14 protein-coding genes are annotated in these 15,196 nt (G+C 67.2%); 11 read left to right on the plus strand and 3 right to left on the minus strand.

What is annotated here, in order from left to right; genetic code table 11:
* Window positions 1-96: 96 nt before the first annotated feature.
* Entirely contained in the window at window positions 97-1,692 is a 1,596-nt protein-coding gene (locus BCY78_RS10105; protein ID WP_068300956.1) for a XylR N-terminal domain-containing protein, read from the minus strand.
* 252 nt (window positions 1,693-1,944) lie between these two features.
* Between BCY78_RS10105 and BCY78_RS10110 the strand changes: the two genes are divergently transcribed.
* The 8 genes from BCY78_RS10110 (at window position 1,945) to BCY78_RS10145 (ending at window position 9,020) form a co-directional block, all read left to right on the plus strand.
* The gene (locus BCY78_RS10110; RefSeq protein ID WP_068300959.1) at window positions 1,945-2,460 is read left to right on the plus strand and encodes a 2,4'-dihydroxyacetophenone dioxygenase family protein; all 516 of its coding nucleotides are present in this window, start codon (window positions 1,945-1,947) and stop codon (window positions 2,458-2,460) included.
* 35 nt (window positions 2,461-2,495) lie between these two features.
* A complete protein-coding gene (locus BCY78_RS10115) occupies window positions 2,496-3,314 on the plus strand; it encodes an SDR family NAD(P)-dependent oxidoreductase (RefSeq protein WP_068300961.1) in 819 nt (272 codons plus the stop codon).
* A 75-nt stretch (window positions 3,315-3,389) separates the two neighbouring features.
* Window positions 3,390-4,679, plus strand: coding sequence for an ABC transporter substrate-binding protein (locus tag BCY78_RS10120; protein ID WP_068300967.1), 1,290 nt, complete (start codon window positions 3,390-3,392; stop codon window positions 4,677-4,679).
* A 12-nt stretch (window positions 4,680-4,691) separates the two neighbouring features.
* On the plus strand, window positions 4,692-5,429 hold the full coding sequence (locus BCY78_RS10125) for an ABC transporter ATP-binding protein (RefSeq protein ID WP_068300969.1): 738 nt from the start codon (window positions 4,692-4,694) through the stop codon (window positions 5,427-5,429).
* Window positions 5,426-6,151 (plus strand): ABC transporter ATP-binding protein, encoded by a 726-nt coding sequence (locus BCY78_RS10130; RefSeq protein ID WP_068300970.1) that lies wholly within the window; start codon window positions 5,426-5,428, stop codon window positions 6,149-6,151. Before BCY78_RS10125 ends, BCY78_RS10130 begins: the two co-directional genes overlap by 4 nt.
* Window positions 6,138-6,998: a branched-chain amino acid ABC transporter permease gene (locus BCY78_RS10135; RefSeq protein ID WP_068300971.1), complete on the plus strand. Its 861-nt coding sequence runs from the start codon at window positions 6,138-6,140 to the stop codon at window positions 6,996-6,998. The genes BCY78_RS10130 and BCY78_RS10135 overlap by 14 nt, the downstream gene beginning before the upstream one ends.
* A 10-nt stretch (window positions 6,999-7,008) precedes the next feature.
* Window positions 7,009-8,013 carry a branched-chain amino acid ABC transporter permease gene (locus tag BCY78_RS10140; protein WP_068300973.1) on the plus strand — a complete coding sequence of 335 codons (1,005 nt, stop codon included), beginning with the start codon at window positions 7,009-7,011 and terminating at the stop codon, window positions 8,011-8,013.
* Window positions 8,010-9,020 carry a zinc-binding dehydrogenase gene (locus tag BCY78_RS10145; RefSeq protein WP_068300975.1) on the plus strand — a complete coding sequence of 337 codons (1,011 nt, stop codon included), beginning with the start codon at window positions 8,010-8,012 and terminating at the stop codon, window positions 9,018-9,020. The genes BCY78_RS10140 and BCY78_RS10145 overlap by 4 nt, the downstream gene beginning before the upstream one ends.
* Before the next feature lie 33 nt (window positions 9,021-9,053).
* Here BCY78_RS10145 and BCY78_RS10150 read toward each other — a convergent pair whose 3' ends face one another.
* Entirely contained in the window at window positions 9,054-9,641 is a 588-nt protein-coding gene (locus BCY78_RS10150) for a hypothetical protein (RefSeq protein WP_068300978.1), read from the minus strand.
* Between the two features lie 167 nt (window positions 9,642-9,808).
* Here BCY78_RS10150 and BCY78_RS10155 point away from each other — a divergent pair, with 167 nt between their 5' ends.
* The 3 genes from BCY78_RS10155 (at window position 9,809) to BCY78_RS10165 (ending at window position 14,095) form a co-directional block, all read left to right on the plus strand.
* On the plus strand, window positions 9,809-10,837 hold the full coding sequence (locus tag BCY78_RS10155) for a glycosyl hydrolase family 8 (RefSeq protein WP_083194945.1): 1,029 nt from the start codon (window positions 9,809-9,811) through the stop codon (window positions 10,835-10,837).
* Between the two features lie 95 nt (window positions 10,838-10,932).
* A complete protein-coding gene (locus BCY78_RS10160; protein WP_068300981.1) occupies window positions 10,933-12,105 on the plus strand; it encodes an HlyD family secretion protein in 1,173 nt (390 codons plus the stop codon).
* Window positions 12,065-14,095 carry a glycosyltransferase gene (locus BCY78_RS10165; protein ID WP_233499380.1) on the plus strand — a complete coding sequence of 677 codons (2,031 nt, stop codon included), beginning with the start codon at window positions 12,065-12,067 and terminating at the stop codon, window positions 14,093-14,095. Before BCY78_RS10160 ends, BCY78_RS10165 begins: the two co-directional genes overlap by 41 nt.
* Here the strand turns inward: BCY78_RS10165 and BCY78_RS10170 are convergent.
* Window positions 14,092-15,192, minus strand: a complete 1,101-nt coding sequence (locus tag BCY78_RS10170; protein WP_068300987.1) for a cache domain-containing protein — start codon at window positions 15,190-15,192, stop codon at window positions 14,092-14,094. The two genes, BCY78_RS10165 and BCY78_RS10170, sit on opposite strands and share 4 nt — an antisense overlap.
* Between the last annotated feature and the right edge of the window lie 4 nt (window positions 15,193-15,196).

Consider the following 15,196-nt stretch of genomic DNA (forward strand, 5'->3'; position numbering starts at 1 on the left):
GCAGGGCCCCTATCTACCTAGGGTTTTAGTCAATTCAGGCTCAACCACTCAAACCTCTGACGCAGAACGAAAAAGCAACGTCAGCGGCGGATCCGATCAACGCGTGCCATCGGACTTCTCCGATTGCGCCAGCCGATAGGCCATCTGCGGGCGCGTCAGACCCATCAGCCGCGCCGCGGCCGCAACATTGCCATCGGCATGGTGCAGCGCCGCCCGCACGAGCCCTGCGTTCAACGCATCCAACGTCATCGCACCCGACACGAAGGCAGGCGCCAGCATGTCCCAAGGCGTGCCGTCAACGCCCGCGGGCGGCGGCGCCTCCATCTCGGCGGCCCTGCGAAGATCCTCGACGTCAATCATCCCGGGCGCCTCGGCCAGAAGAGCCGCGCGATGGATGAGCGTGCGAAGCTGCGGAATATTACCGGGCAGCGCCAAGCCCGAGAGGAAGGTCTGCGTCGCGGCGGAGAGGGTAGGGCTGATCTGCCCCTCTGCCGTGGCCGTGCCGGGCAAAAGCGCCGCTGCGAGGGCGGGAATGTCCTCCGGGCGCGCGGACAGGGCGGGCATATGGATCGGCAGCACGCTCAAGGCATGGGCCAGTTCCGGCAGGAAGCCGGGGAGGGCGTGCAGCGCCATAGCCTCCACCCCGGACAATGCGATGATCTGCGGCGCGCGGGCCCGCTCGGTCGTCATCAGCTCCAGCAGCATCCATTGCCGATCCGGCGAAAGCGTCTCGATGGCCGAGATCGCCAGCACGGGCACGGTCGGACGCTGCGCCCCTGCCGGCAAGGCGAGGGCGGACAACCGTTCGCCCAGCTCCGGCGCCTGCGCGTGCAAGATGGCGAAACTGCCCTCCGCCATGCGCTGGCGCGACAGCCATCGCGCCGCCGCGCGCAGTCCGGCACCCGAAGGCCCGGTGATCAGCGCCGGCGTCCCGCTGCGGGCCAAGACCTGCAACCGGGGCATGACGGGCGCCACGATCAGCGCATCGAGGTCGCGCACCGGAGTCGGGCGTTGGGGTTGCGCGGGGCCGCGATGCGGCTCGACCGAGTTGCCAAGCACTTCTTCGAGGAACATGCGGACAAAGGGATCGTCCCGGCCCCAGCCATCGACGGTCTTGCCAACCACACGGCAGGATTTGTGGCCCATCGCCGAGCAGCTGGTCTCCTTGTAGATCACCAGCTTGCGGAAAAAGACGCTGGCATAGCCCGCAGCATAGCCCGTCTGCAGCCAGCAAACCGGCCGCGTCGCCCGCCCGTGGCGGCGATGATAGGCGGCGGCCTCAACGGATTCATGCCAGAGGAAATCGCCCGAGAAGCGGTCGTTGTCGAAGTCGAAATCGTTGGACAATGTCTCGACTTTGACCGAGCCCGTGACCATGTGCAGCCGCGTGCCAGCGGTGAAGGCATCGCCCGGGTCCAGCGCGGGCCACGACTGGCGGATGAATTCGGCATCCTCCCGACCCGAGCGGAACCCAAGGCGCAGCATCAGCACCATCGCCTCATGCTCGGAATAGCGGCGGACCAGTTGATCGCGCAGATCGCCACCGAAGCTGGCGCGGGTCAGCAGCATGCGCTCGCCATTGAGGGTGATCGACCCCTTGGCCGGGTTGAATTCCAGCCGGTCGAGCAGGTCGCGCAGGGTCGGGCGACCGCCGCGGGTGAGAAGGTCGTTCTGGGCGCTATCCGTCTTCATGGGCGCCACATCATCATATCGTAATGCCCCTGTCACCAAATGATGAAGCCGCAACGCAGCGATACTTGCCGTTGCGGAAGGTCCGCCAAGGGGCCCGCCTCGAAATTTCGCCCCTTGAGCCCCCGGTTTCCTTAGCAACTTGCCGCAACCGGGCGCTTTTCCGCAGCGCAGAGAGGTTTTTTCCGTTTGACGGATTTCGCAGCCGGCCTGTCCGATGAAGGCATCAAATCGGCAAGGTCAGAGGAGGACCAGATGCCCAAGCCCGAATTCATCACCGCCCTGCCACCAGAGCCGCATGAGGCGATGATCAACCGCTTCGGCAAGGAGGGGGCCTTCATCCCCGGCGACGACGCCAACAACCCCTGGGTGCCGTTCGGCGATCAGGCAGCGATCAAGCATCTGGCCTTCGACGTGCGCTCGAACACGGCGGCCAACATCCTGTGGGTGAAGGGCGGCGGGCGGATCGGCACGCACAAGCATCGCGGCGTCGTCTCGGCAGTGACCCTGGAGGGCTCGTGGGGCTACTACGAATACGATTGGGTCGCCCGTCCCGGCGATTTCGTCTACGAGCTGCCGGGCACCGCGCACACGCTCTATTCGGACGATCCCAACGGCATGAAGGCGCTGTTCTGGCTCAACGGCGCGATCGAATTCTTCGACGACAACGGCAAGTACGACTTCACCGCCGACGTCTTCTGGTTCATCGATCATTACGTCAGCTACTGCGAGGCCAATGGCATCGCCGTCAACAAGGACATGTTCATCTGAGCCCGGCTCGGATGGATGCGGGGAGGAGAACGCGCATGTCCCTTGAGACGATGTTCGATGTGGCAGGCAAGTCGGTGATCGTGACCGGCGGGGCCTCGGGCATTGGACGGGCCTATGCCGAGATCATGGTCGAGATGGGCGCACATGTCTGCGTGCTGGATCTCAATGCGGAGGGGCTGGGACGCACCGTGGCCGAGATCGCCGCGATGGGCTGGCCCGGCACAGTCTGGGGGCATCCGCTCGATGTCAGCGACCGGCCAGCGCTTGCCGCTGCCTTCGACGCGGTGGCCGAAAGGCACGGGCGCATCGACGTGGTCTTCGCCAATGCCGGCGTCGATGCCGGTCCGGGCTTCCTGACGCCCGAAGGCGAGCGCGATCCCCACGGCCAGATCGACGCGATGCCCGAGGATCATTGGGACCGGGTGATCGACGTCAATCTGAACGCTGTCTTCTCGACCATCCGCCATGCGGCGCGGCACATGAAGCAGACGGGGGGCGGGCGGATCATCGTCACCTCCTCGGTCGCGGCACGGGTGAACGAGAGTTTCGTCGGCACGCCCTACATGCCCGCCAAGGCCGGCGTGGACCATCTGGTCCGCAACGCGGCGATGGAACTTGGCGCCTTCGGGATTCTGGTCAACTGCATCTCCCCCGGGCCCTTCGTCACCAATATCGGCGGCGGGCGGCTGAAGAACCCCGCCGACCGCGCCGCGTTCGAGGCGCAGTCGCTGCTGGGCCGCATCGCCGATCCCGACGAGATCAAGGGATTGGCGCTCTATCTCGCCTCACCCGCTTCGGGCTACGTGACCGGGGCGCAGATGACGATCGACGGCGGGTCCTCCCTCAGGGGGTGATCCGCGACCACCGCACGGGGCGGAGAGGACCCGTGCATTGCCAAGGCAATTGCTTTTTCCCAGGGAGGAAATGGAATGAGCAAGCAGAAGATCTGGACGCCCTCGCGGCGCACCATTTTGCAGGGCATGGGGGCCAGCGTGGCCGCCCTGTCCGCCCCCTCGATCGTCCGTGCGCAAAGCGCCGGCACGGTGAAGGTGGGTTTCATCACGCCAGCCACCGGCCCGCTCGCGCTGTTCGGCGAGACCGACGGCTTCACCGTCGATCAGATCCGCGACGCGCTCGGCGGTCGGATCGAAACGGCCGCCGGCACCTATGATCTGGAGATCCTGGTGCGCGATGGCCAATCGGACCCGAACCGGGCAGCCGAAGTCGCCGCGGATCTGATCCTGAACGACGAGGTGCACATGCTGCTGCCCGCGTCGACCACCGACATCATCAATCCCGCCGCCGATCAGGCCGAGCTGTTCGGCGTGCCCTGTCTGTCGACGGCGGCCCCTTGGCAGGCGATCGTCTTCCCGCGCGGCGGGGCGGAACAGCCGTTCCAGTGGACCTACCACTTCTTCTGGGGTCTCGACGAGGCGCTGAACACCTTCGTGGGCCTGTGGAACAGCCTCGAGACCAACCGCAACGTCGGCATGCTGTTCCCGCAGAACGCCGATGGCGAGACCTGGGGCAATACCGATTACGGCCTGCCCTCGCCGACGCAAGCGGCCGGTTTCCAGACCAACATGCCGGGCTTCTTCCAGCCGCGCACCAACGATTTCTCGTCGATCATCTCGTCGTTCAAATCGTTCAACGCGGATATCGTCGGCGGTATCACTTATGTGGACGACCTGACCACCTTCGTGAACCAATGCGCGCAGCAGGGCTTCCACCCCAAGGCGATCACCGTCGCCGCCGCGCTGCTGTTCCCCTCGGGGATCGAGGCGCTGGGGGATCTGGGCGTCGGCATGTCGTCCGAGGTCTGGTGGACGCCCGCCTTCCCGTTCCAATCGTCGATCACCGGCCAGAACAGCCGCGCCGTCGCCGACGCATGGGAGGCCGAAACCGGTCGCCAGTGGACGCAGCCTCTGGGCTACAGCCATGCGATCTGGGAAGTGGCGATCGACGCGCTGAAACGCTCGACCAACCCGCTGGACCGCGAAGCCAACCGCGACGCCCTGCGCGCCACCTCGATGCAGACGCTGATCGGGCCGGTGGATTTCGGCACCGGGCCGCATCCCAACGTCTCCACCACGCCGATCTTCGGCGGCCAGTGGGTGCGCGGAGAACGCTGGCCGTTCGAGCTGAAGATCGTGGACAACACCGTCAATCCCCTGTTCGAACCGGAACAGGCGATGGTGCCGCTGCCCTGGTCGGTCTGAGGTCATAAGACGATGGAAAGAAACGGAGACAGCGCGCCGCTTTTGGTGGCGCGCGGGCTGGGCAAGTCCTTCGGGGCGGTCCGGGTTCTGCACGATCTCGATTTCGAGGTCCGGCAGGGCGAGGTTCTGGGCATCCTGGGCCCCAATGGGGCAGGCAAGACCACGCTGTTCAACCTCGTCAGCGGCGATATCCGCGACCATGCGGGAGAGATCCGTTTCCGGGGTCGGCCTTTGGCCGGCCCCCCGTTCCGCCGCGCGCGGGCCGGCATCGGGCGTACCTATCAGATCCCGCGTCCCTATGCGGGCATGACCACGTTTGAAAACCTGCTCGTCGCCGCGACCTTCGGCGGCGGCATGACCGAGGCGCAGGCCTATGCCCATTGCGCGCAGATCCTCGAGGAGTGCGAATTGGCCCCCCGCGCCAATACCGAGGCCGGCTCGCTGACGCTTCTGGACCGCAAGCGGCTGGAACTGGCGCGGGCGCTGGCCTCGAAACCGGATCTGCTGCTGCTCGATGAGATCGCCGGGGGCCTGACGGATGACGAGGGCAAGGCGCTGGTCGCCCTGATCCGCCGCATCCGTGATGGCGGCACCACGATCGTCTGGATCGAACACGTCCTGCACGCCCTTTTCGCCGTGGCCGACAGGCTGATGGTCTTGAACTTCGGCGAGAAGATCGCCGAGGGCCTGCCCGCCGCCGTGATCGAGGACCCGGACGTCAAGCGCGTCTATATGGGAGTCGAGGCATGACGCCCCTTCTGTCCACCCACGGGTTGATCGCCGGCTATGGCGATATGCGCGCCCTGCACGGGATCGACCTCAGTGTGAATGCCGGCGAGACGGTTGCGCTGATCGGCGCGAACGGCGCGGGCAAGTCCACCCTTCTGCGCGCGATCATGGGCCTTCTGCCCGTCGCGCCCGAGATGATCCGGCTCGACGGCCAGCCGGTCGGCGGCCGCGCCCCGCATCGCATGGTGCGCGAGGGGCTGGCCATCGTGCCCGAAGGACGTCGCCTGTTCACCGGCATGAGCGTCGAGGAGAACCTACGCGTCGCCAGCGAACACGCGGCCAAACCCGTGGCCGAGCCCTGGACGCTGGAGCGCGTCTATACGCTCTTCCCGATCCTGAAGGAGAAATCCCGCACGCCCGTCGAGAACCTGTCCGGCGGACAGCAGCAGATGGTCTCCATCGGGCGAGGATTGCTGGCCCAGCCGCGCATCCTTCTGTGCGATGAGATCAGTCTGGGCCTCGCGCCCAAGGTGGTGCGCGAGATTTACGCGGCCCTGCCGGAAATCACCGCGAATGGCACCGCGCTGGTCTTGGTCGAACAGGATGTCGGCCTCGCGCAGCGCGCCTCGCATCGTCTGTACTGTCTGCTGGAAGGGCGCGTGACCCTGCACGGCAGTTCGGCCGAGATCAGCCGTGACGCGATCTCGACCGCCTATTTCGGAGCCAGCCATGCACTGGATTGACGGCATCGTCCAAGGCGTCCTTCTGGGCGGCCTTTACGCGCAATACGCGCTCGGCATGGCGCTGATGTTCGGCGTGATGAAGATCGTCAACGTCACGCATGGCGATCTGGTCGTGCTGCTGGCGCTGATCGGCATTTCGCTGGCCAATGTCGCGGGGCTGGGCCCCTGGGCCGTGCTGGCGACGCTGGTGCCGATCGGCGCGGCGCTTGGCTGGCTGCTGCAGCGCGCGCTCTTGAACCGGGTGGTGGGGGATGACCCGCTGCCCTCGCTCATCGCCACTTTCGGGCTGTCCATCGCCCTGCAGAACGCCATGTTGGTGATCTGGTCAGCGGATACGCGCTCGCTCTCGGGCGGGGGGATCCAGCAGGCCTCGATCGCGCTGGGGCCGATCTTCGTGGGCGTGCTGCCGCTGATCGTGCTGATCTGCGCGACCGTTTTGACCGGGGGGCTGGACGCCGTGATGCGATACACCCGCTTCGGCCGGTCCCTGCGCGCGGCCTCCGCGGATGTCGAGGCCGCGGCGATGGTCGGCGTCAACCCGCGCAACGTCTATGCCGCCGCGACCGCGATTGCCGTCGGCATCCTCGGCTTTGCGGCGACTTTTCAGGCCATGCGGTCCACCGTGGCGCCGGCCGATGGCCCGTTCCAGCTGATCTATGCCTTCGAGGCGGTCATCATCGGCGGTTTGGGCTCGATCTGGGGCGCCTTCGCCGGGGCGATGATCCTCGGGATCAGTCAGGCGATCGGGTTCCGCATCTCTCCGGGTTTCGGCATCCTTGCCGGGCACCTCGTGTTTCTGGCCGTGCTGGCGATCCGCCCGCAAGGCATCTTCCAGCGCAAAGCCTGAGGGGGCCGTCATGAGCAACTATCGAGTCGCGCGCATGACCCTCTCGGGTCGGGTGGCGCTGATCATCTTCGCGGCGGCCCTCTTGGGGATCTGCGCCATGCCGTGGTGGGCCTCGCAGGGGTTGATCCGGGACGTGGTGACGCTGGCCTGCTATATCGCCGTCGCGCAGATGTGGAACATGCTGGCGGGCTATGGCGGGGTCGTCTCGGTCGGGCAGCAATCCTTTGTCGGCGTCGCCGCCTATGCGATGTTCGTCCTCGCCCAGACCTTCGGTGTAAACCCGTTCCTTGCCGTGTTCCTCAGCCTGATCGCCCCCGCGATCCTGGCCGTGCCGATCTATGGCCTCTTGCACCGGCTGGAGGGCGCGTATTTCGCCATCGGCACCTGGGTCGTGGCCGAGGCCCTGCGCCTCATCGCCACCAACATGCCGATGCTGAACGGCGGCGCGGGCATGAGCCTGCGGGTGATGACGCAATTCTCGGCGCATGAGCGGGCGGTGGCCTCGTCCCTGCTGGCGGCGGCGCTGCTGCTGGTGACCTTGGGCGGCAGCTACCTGCTCCTGCGCTCGCGCTACGGGATCGCGCTGACGGCGATGCGCGACAACCCGATCGCGGCGGCCAGTCAGGGCGTCGATGTGGGGCGGCTGAAACTCTTGATCTTCATCGCCACGGCAGTGGGCACGGGCTTCGCGGGCGCCGTCTATTTCATGGCCCAGCTGCGCATCACCCCGCCGTCCGCCTTTGACGCGAACTGGGCGAACCTTGCGATCTTCATCGTCATGGTCGGCGGCATCGGCAGCCTCGAGGGGGTCATCATCGGCGCGGTGATCTACTTCTTCGCCGACCGCTGGTTCGGCGAATACGGCGCAAGCTACCTGATCGTGCTGGGCCTGCTGACCCTCACCTGCGCGCTGTATTTCCGGGGCGGCATCTGGGGGATGTGGTCGAAATGGGTCGAGGCCCCATGGTTCCCGACACGGCGGCGCCTGATCCGGCTTGAGGGAGAAAAGGCATGAAGGCGCTGGTGTTCGATGCCTTCGGGCAACCGCTGCGGAAGGCGGATGTGGCCGATCCGACCTGTGGTGCGGATGAGGTGGTGCTGAAGATCTGCCGCTGCGGCATCTGCGGCAGCGACCTGCACATGACCGAGGATCAGACCTTCGGCCTGCAGGGCGGCGAGGTGATCGGCCATGAATTCGCGGGCGAGGTGCTGGAGGTCGGGCGCGAGGTCACGACGCTGAAGCCCGGCGATCTGGTCGCCGCCGCGCCGATCCGGGGGTGCGGCCATTGCCCCGCCTGCCGGGCCGGTCAGCCCGCGTGGTGCGAGAACGGCATGACGCTGATCGGCGGTGGCTATGGCGAGTTCACGGCCCTGGCGCATCATCAGCTGCGCAAGATGCCGGTGGATGTCTCGCTGGCCGATGGCGCGCTGGCCGAGCCCTTGGCCGTGGCGCTGCACGGGGTCATGCGGTCCGGCATGAAGCCGGGCGACCGGGTGCTGGTGGTGGGCGCGGGAGCGATTGGCCTCGCCGTGGTTTACTGGGCACGCAGGCTTGGGGCGCAGGCCGTGGTTGCGGCGGATTTGCACCGCCATCAGGAGGAGCGCGCCGGCAGCCTCGGCGCCACGGCCTTCGTGCAATCGGGGCCGGAGATGGCGCAGCGCGTAGCCGAGGCCTGCGGCGGCCCGCCGGACATCGTGTTCGAATGCGTGGGCAAGGTGGGGCTGATCGATCATTGCATCGACCTCGTGCGGCCGCGCGGCACGGTCTGCGTGCTGGGACTTTGCACGGGCACCGACCGGCTGGACAGCTTCCGCGCGATCTCGAAAGAGGTGGTGATCATCATGTCGGTGTTCTTCGACATGCACGAATTCCGCACCTCGATCGACGCGCTGGACAAGGGACGCTTCGCGCCGCAGCACCTCGTGTCGGATGTAGTCGGGCTCGATACGGCGCCTGAGGCCTTCGAGGCCCTCCGCCAGCGCACCACCCAATGCAAGGTGCTGATCGACCCCTTCGGCTGAGGCCCGCGGACCCACGGTCAGATCGGCAACCGCTCAGAACGTGTTGATCGAGAAGCCGATGAAGGCCTCTTGCGCGTTGAAGCGATAGCCCGCGCGCAGCCGGAACGGGCTGTCACCCAAACGGTAGCTGCCCGCCAGTGTCGTCTCGCGGAAGCCCTGATCGTTGCCCTGGTAGCTGAGCTCTGCCGCCAGACCGGTCGGGATATGCCCCAGTTGGCCAAGGATCTGGAACTCGTGCTGGATGGTATTGGCATCGGCCAGCAGGAACAGGGTGCGCGTGTCGGTCATCGTGAACCGCTCCAACGCCATGCGCACACCGGCTTCGGTGACCCCGGCCTGATCGACGCGCAGGGACGGGCCCAGCCGGAACCACGTCGGGCCATCGACCTGAAAGCCGTAGTTCACCCACAGGGCCGTCGCATGGCCGCCGACATAGCCGGACCAGCCCAGCGACGCCGTCACCCGGTCGCGCTGGATCGTCGCGGTGATCGATTGCGCCTCGTCGCCGTAATCCGCCTGAACGAACTCGCCATCCGCATGGGCCGGCGCGCCCGTCAAAGCCGCCATCGCCGCAAGGGCGAGCAGGGCAGGGCGCAGGGCGCGGGGCGTCGAAGGGGTCACGGCTGTCTCCAAAGGCCGGCGCGGCCCTCCCGGCAAATCTCGCCTGACCGGCCGCCGGGCGCAACGGGTTTTCGACCTAAAGGCGAGCAACCGCCGATCCGCCCCCCTTTCGCGGCCCTGCGCGGCATGGCAGGATCAAGGCTGCCCAAGCCATGACACGTCCCTGAATGTCCCGTCTCTCCCGCCGCTGTGTTCTTGCCGGCCTCGTGCTGGCGGGGCCGATGGCGCAGGCGCAGGTCCCGTCGGTCCTGCTGAGCCGGTGGGATCAATGGAAAGCGCGGTTTCTGCGGTCCAACGGGCGTGTGGTCGATCCGGGGCAGGGCGGCATCACCCATTCCGAGGGGCAGGCCTATGCCCTGCTGCTGGCGCAAGCCTTCGGCGACCGCGACGCCTTCGAGGCGATCGAGCTTTGGACCCTCCGCCACCTCGCCACCCGGCAGGATGCCTTGATGGCCTGGCGCTGGCAGGACGGCGAGGTTCGGGATTGGCGCAATGCAACCGATGGCGATCTGCTGCGTGGCTGGGCCCTGCTGCGCGCGTCCCGCGATTCCGATTGGGCGGGTCATGCTGCCAAGGCGCAGGCGATTGCCGGGGCACTGGTGACCATCTGCCTCGCCCCCGATCCGCGCGCGCCGGGCGAGGACCTGCTGAACCCCGCCGATCAAAGCCCCGCGTCGCCCACGGCAGTGCTGGTGAACCCGTCCTACTACCTGCCGCGCGCCTTGCGGGAACTGAGCGCCGCCTTCGACCAACCGCGCCTGATCCGGACGGCCGACCACGGCGAGACGCTTTTTCGCGACCCGCTGGCCCTGCGCGACTGGATCACCGTGACCCCTGAGGGCGTAACCCCGCCCGAGGGCCATGACGACCGCTTCGGCTGGGACGGGCTGCGCATCCCGCTCTATCTCGTGTGGTCCGGGCGGGCAGACCACCCCGCGGTCCGGCAGGCCGCCGCGCGCTTCGCCTTGGCCAATGCGCCCGGCCACGTCGCCGGCGTCACCGATGCGGCAGGCCGGGTCCTGTCGGAAAGTGACCTCGCGGGCTTCCGGGCCGTGGCCGCGCTGGCGCAAGACGGGGCGGAGGGTCGCCTGCCAGCACACGCTCTGGTTGACGACGCAACCCGGAGCGGCGAGTATTATCCCGACACTTTGGCCCTGCTGGCCGCACTGGCCCGGGCGGAGGGCGGCGCGGATTAGCCCTAACGCCGCGACATATTGCCGAAATGCTCGTCAGGAACGACGGGACTGGCCGGCAGCGGCCCGATCCTGATCCGGCTCACACGGAGATCTTCATGAAGTCCTTTCGCCTGCTCCTTAGCGTGGTGCTCATCGTCGCGGCCCTGTGGGTCATCATCGGCGAGCAGATGTCAGGCGCCAGTGCCGATGCCGTGCTGAACGCCCCGGTCATCACCGTGCGCGCCGGTACCGCAGGCGACCTGACCCTGACCGAGCGCCCCTTTGGCGCACGGGTACAGGCGGGGGAGGTTCTGGGCTCGATCACCGATCCGCGCGTCGATCAGATCCGCCTGAACGACCTGCAGATGGAGCTGGCACTGGCGCAGGCCGAAACCGCCCGGATCGCGGCCGATCTGACCGCGACCGAGGCGGTTCACGCGGCCCTGCTGGACCGCACGGCCATCTTCCATACCGAACGACTGGCCGAGATCCGCACCCGGCTGGACCACGCCCGCCTGCGTCTGGCCTTGCTGGAAGGCGGCGAGGTGCCGGACGCGCTGCAGCAACGTCTGGCCGATCTGCTGGACGATGCCGGCGACCGCCTGCCGCAGGAGCCGCTGATCACGCCCCTCGTCATCGATCATGCGCGCGAACGGGTGGCGGTTCTGGAAATCGCCCTGCGCGCGGCGGAGCAGGGGGTCTTCCTTGGCGATGGCTACAATGATTCCCCCAATGCCGAACAGCGCGCGACCGAGCTGGAGAGCGTCCTCTCCGGCCTGCGCAACGCTCTGGTCGAGGCGCAGGCGCGCGAGGCCGCCTATACGCAGCGCCTCAACCGTGAGCGGGTGCGCGTCAACGGGCTGACCGGCGGAGAGATCGTGGCCCCCGTGACCGGCGCGTATTGGGAGATCCTCGAAGCCAGCGGCGTCAATGTCCAGCGCGGCGACCCCTTGCTGCGTCTGGTCGATTGCGGCTCCAGCATCGTCACCCTTTCGGTGACCGAGCGGATCTACAACAGCCTGCGGGTGGGGCAGGGCGCGACCTTCAGGCTGGCGGGCAACAACGATGTCTACCGCGGCACCGTGGCCCGGCTGGCGGGCAGCGGGGCGGCAACGATCTACAACCACCTCGCCGTGGCCCCCAGCGAACGGCATCTCGAACGCTTCGACGTCACCCTGCTGGTGCCGGCCCTGACGGCCGATCCGCAACTCGGCTGTGCCATCGGGCGTACCGGGCGGGTGTTCTTCGATGACCGCCCGCTGGACTGGCTGCGCGGCCTGTTCGACTGACATGCTGCCCTTTCCCCATCTCACCGAGCTGGGCTCCGCGATCGTGCAGGTGCTTCTGGTGATCGGCATCGCCGGCCTGTTGCCGGTGCTGATGGACAAGCGGCGCACGCTGCACCGGGCCTTGCTGCTGGGCGTCGCCGCCCTGTTGGCGCTGCGCTATATCTGGTGGCGCGCGACCGAGACCCTCGCGCCCGCCGGGCTGACCCTGGACGCGCTGGCCAGCTGGTCATTGTTCGGGCTGGAGGCGCTGTCGATGATCGGCTCGCTCAGCGCCTTCCTGATCTTGTCACGCGTCAGCCTCCGCAGCGCCGAGGCCAACAGCCATGCCCGCTGGTGGGGCCATGAAGAACCTCGTGTCGCCATCCTGATCGCCACCTATAACGAGGATCGCGACGTGCTGGAGCGCACGATCGTCGGCTCCAAATCCCTGCGCCACGCCAACAAGGAGATCGTCGTCTGCGACGACAGCCGCCGCGACTGGCTGCGCGATTTCTGCGCGGAGCAGGGCGTGCGCTACCTGCGGCGTCCCGACAACAAGGGTCAGAAGGCGGGCAACATCAACCACGCGCTGGACCGGCTGGCCGAGGATGCCGTGCCGCCCGATTACATCGCAGTTCTGGATGCCGATTTCGTGCCGCACCGGGGCTTCATCTCGCGGTCGCTGGCGCTGTTCCATGACCCGCAGGTCGGGCTGGTGCAGACCCCGCAGCATTTCTTCAACCCCGACCCGATCCAGCATAATTTCGGCCTCGGTTCCTCCTATCCCGACGAGCAGCGCTTCTTCTTCGACTATATGCAGCCCTCCCGCGATGGCTGGGGGATTTCGTTCTGCTGCGGCACCTCCTCCATCTGCCGCTGGCAGGCGCTGCGCGATGTCGGCGGCTTCAACACCGAGAGCGTGACCGAGGATTTCATGCTCACGCTGGTCTTGCAGAACAAGGGCTGGAAAACCGTCTATCTGGCCGAACCGCTGACCGAGGGCCTCGCGCCCGAAGGGCTGAAGGAATACGTCACCCAGCGCGCCCGCTGGTGTCTGGGGCTGATGCAGATTGCGCGCTCGTCAATGGGCCCGTTCGCCAAGAACACCCTGCGCCTGCGCGACCGCTGGTCGGTGGTCGACTCGGTCCTGTATTGGAGCACGACCTTCCCGTTCCGGCTGGCCGCGATCTTCTTCCCGCTGCTCTATTGGTTCTTCAACGTCACCGTGGTGAATGCCGCGCTGACCGACGTGATCTCGTATTTCGCGGTCTATTACGCCTGGGTGCTGATGTCGCTGAACCTGCTCAGCCGCGGCATGGTGGTGCCGATCCTCAACGACGTGAGCCAGCTTCTGGGCGCGATCCCCATCACCCGCGCGGTCTTTGCCGGCCTGTTCCGGCCGCATGGTCAGCCGTTCTCGGTCACGGCCAAGGGCGGCGACCGGTCGAAGGTGGTGATCCAGTGGCGGCTGATGATGCCCTTCCTCATCGGCTTTGCCCTGACGCTTCTGGGCCTGTGCATGGGCATCTTCTCGGACAATTTCGCCTTCTACGATGCGGGCGACGGCAAATGGGTGATCCTGTTCTGGACGGTCTACAACCTGCTGGTGCTGGCCGTGACCTGCCTTGCCTGCGTGGAGCTGCCGCGGCGCGAGATCCATGTCGCCGACAAGCCCGAGATGGTGGCGCTGCAGGTCGACAACACCGAATTCAAGGTCTGGATCACCTCGTTGACGATGGACACGGTGCGCGTGCGGGGCGCGGCCTTCCCGCCGCAGACGCGGGGCGCGCTGGCGATCCCCGAGGTGCCGGGGCTGGTGGCGATGCATGTCATCTCCCGCGGGAAGGATGCGATGCGCCTGCAGCTGTTGCCCGATCCGGCGCAGCGTGATGCCCTGTTCGTCCGCTTCTATGCCGAAGGTGACGAGCCGGGCGTGGGTGCCGTCAGCGCCAGCGCCCTGATCGGCGACCTCATGCGTCGCTTCCTGCCGATCCGTTCGGGCCGCGATTAGACGCGGTTGGACTGGCCGGCCTGCAAGCGCGCCAAGGCGCCCGAGATCTGTTCGGCCTCCAGTGTCAGCGCCTGCTCTTCCGGGAAGATCTGCTCCCCCTCGGCGATGCGCCCGGCCTGCCATGCCAAATGGCTGATCGGCCGCATGAACAGGCGCACGAAGATCACCGTCAGCACCAGCAGGATCGCCAAGGCCACGCCGCCCGCTAGGATCGCGCCACGTTGCAGGCTGGCAAAGCCCGGCCGGAAGGCGGATGGCTCGATGCGGCCCGCCATGCGCCAGCCGAAGCCCGGAAGGTCGCGATAGCCGACATCGGGCACCAGCGCGGTGAAGTAATCCTGCCCGTCCGGCCAGACCTCACGCCCGGAGCTGACGCTTCCTGTACGGGCCGCGCCAAAGACCGACAGGCCGGACAGGTCCGGGCGGTCGTCGCCGGGCGCCATGACGACATTGCCGCCGGGCCCCAGAAGGAACAGCTCCATCTCCAGCACCGCGCCCGTCTCGCGCAGCATCTGTGCCACCCATTCCGCGTTCAGATGGATGCCGAGGACGCCGACCACATCGCCCTCCGCGTTGGTGACCGGTGTCGCCAGATCGACGAAGCGCAGCGGCTCGTCGCCCTCATTGGGCAAGAGATTGGCCAACAGCACCGCCTCGTGCAGATCGCCGCCGAATCCGCCGCGCAAGCCATTGGTGAACCATGGCCGGCTGGAGACATCGGCCCCCTCCAGCATGCCCTCCGTCGCATCAACGACGACGCCGCTGACATCCGCGAAACCGATCCACGACAGCCGGCTGCCATCGCCGCGCAGCCCGTCCATCATCGCCTGCAACGGCGCCCGGTCCAGCCCGCCCGCTGTCTCGGCCAGATGGTGCAGGTCGGTCCAGTCGTCGTGCAAGCGCCGGGCGAACAGCTGCGCCGCGGCCACCGTGCGCACCCGCACGACGCTGTCGAGCGTGTCGTCGATGACGCCTTGCGAGCGGGTGAAGACCACGAAGGCGCCACCCGCGCTCATGGCCAGAAGCGAGATCAGCACGAAGGCATAGACCGCCCAGGGCAAGGTCAGCCGGGGGCCCGAGGATCTGGCGCGCGCCATGGGG

The sequence above is a fragment of the Pararhodobacter sp. CCB-MM2 genome, assembly GCF_001691415.1.
Lineage (GTDB): Bacteria > Pseudomonadota > Alphaproteobacteria > Rhodobacterales > Rhodobacteraceae > Pararhodobacter.

Bases quoted from the DNA above. Each gene is read 5' to 3' on its own strand.
- BCY78_RS10115 (WP_068300961.1), top strand. From the start codon at position 2,496: ATGTCCCTTGAGACGATGTTCGATGTGGCAGGCAAGTCGGTGATCGTG.
- BCY78_RS10145 (WP_068300975.1), top strand. From the start codon at position 8,010: ATGAAGGCGCTGGTGTTCGATGCCTTCGGGCAACCGCTGCGGAAGGCG.
- BCY78_RS10110 (WP_068300959.1), top strand. From the start codon at position 1,945: ATGCCCAAGCCCGAATTCATCACCGCCCTGCCACCAGAGCCGCATGAG.
- BCY78_RS10155 (WP_083194945.1), top strand. From the start codon at position 9,809: ATGTCCCGTCTCTCCCGCCGCTGTGTTCTTGCCGGCCTCGTGCTGGCG.
- BCY78_RS10125 (WP_068300969.1), top strand. From the start codon at position 4,692: ATGGAAAGAAACGGAGACAGCGCGCCGCTTTTGGTGGCGCGCGGGCTG.
- BCY78_RS10165 (WP_233499380.1), top strand. From the start codon at position 12,065: ATGACCGCCCGCTGGACTGGCTGCGCGGCCTGTTCGACTGACATGCTG.
- BCY78_RS10140 (WP_068300973.1), top strand. From the start codon at position 7,009: ATGAGCAACTATCGAGTCGCGCGCATGACCCTCTCGGGTCGGGTGGCG.
- BCY78_RS10170 (WP_068300987.1), bottom strand. From the start codon at position 15,192: ATGGCGCGCGCCAGATCCTCGGGCCCCCGGCTGACCTTGCCCTGGGCG.
- BCY78_RS10135 (WP_068300971.1), top strand. From the start codon at position 6,138: ATGCACTGGATTGACGGCATCGTCCAAGGCGTCCTTCTGGGCGGCCTT.
- BCY78_RS10120 (WP_068300967.1), top strand. From the start codon at position 3,390: ATGAGCAAGCAGAAGATCTGGACGCCCTCGCGGCGCACCATTTTGCAG.
- BCY78_RS10130 (WP_068300970.1), top strand. From the start codon at position 5,426: ATGACGCCCCTTCTGTCCACCCACGGGTTGATCGCCGGCTATGGCGAT.
- BCY78_RS10160 (WP_068300981.1), top strand. From the start codon at position 10,933: ATGAAGTCCTTTCGCCTGCTCCTTAGCGTGGTGCTCATCGTCGCGGCC.
- BCY78_RS10105 (WP_068300956.1), bottom strand. From the start codon at position 1,692: ATGAAGACGGATAGCGCCCAGAACGACCTTCTCACCCGCGGCGGTCGC.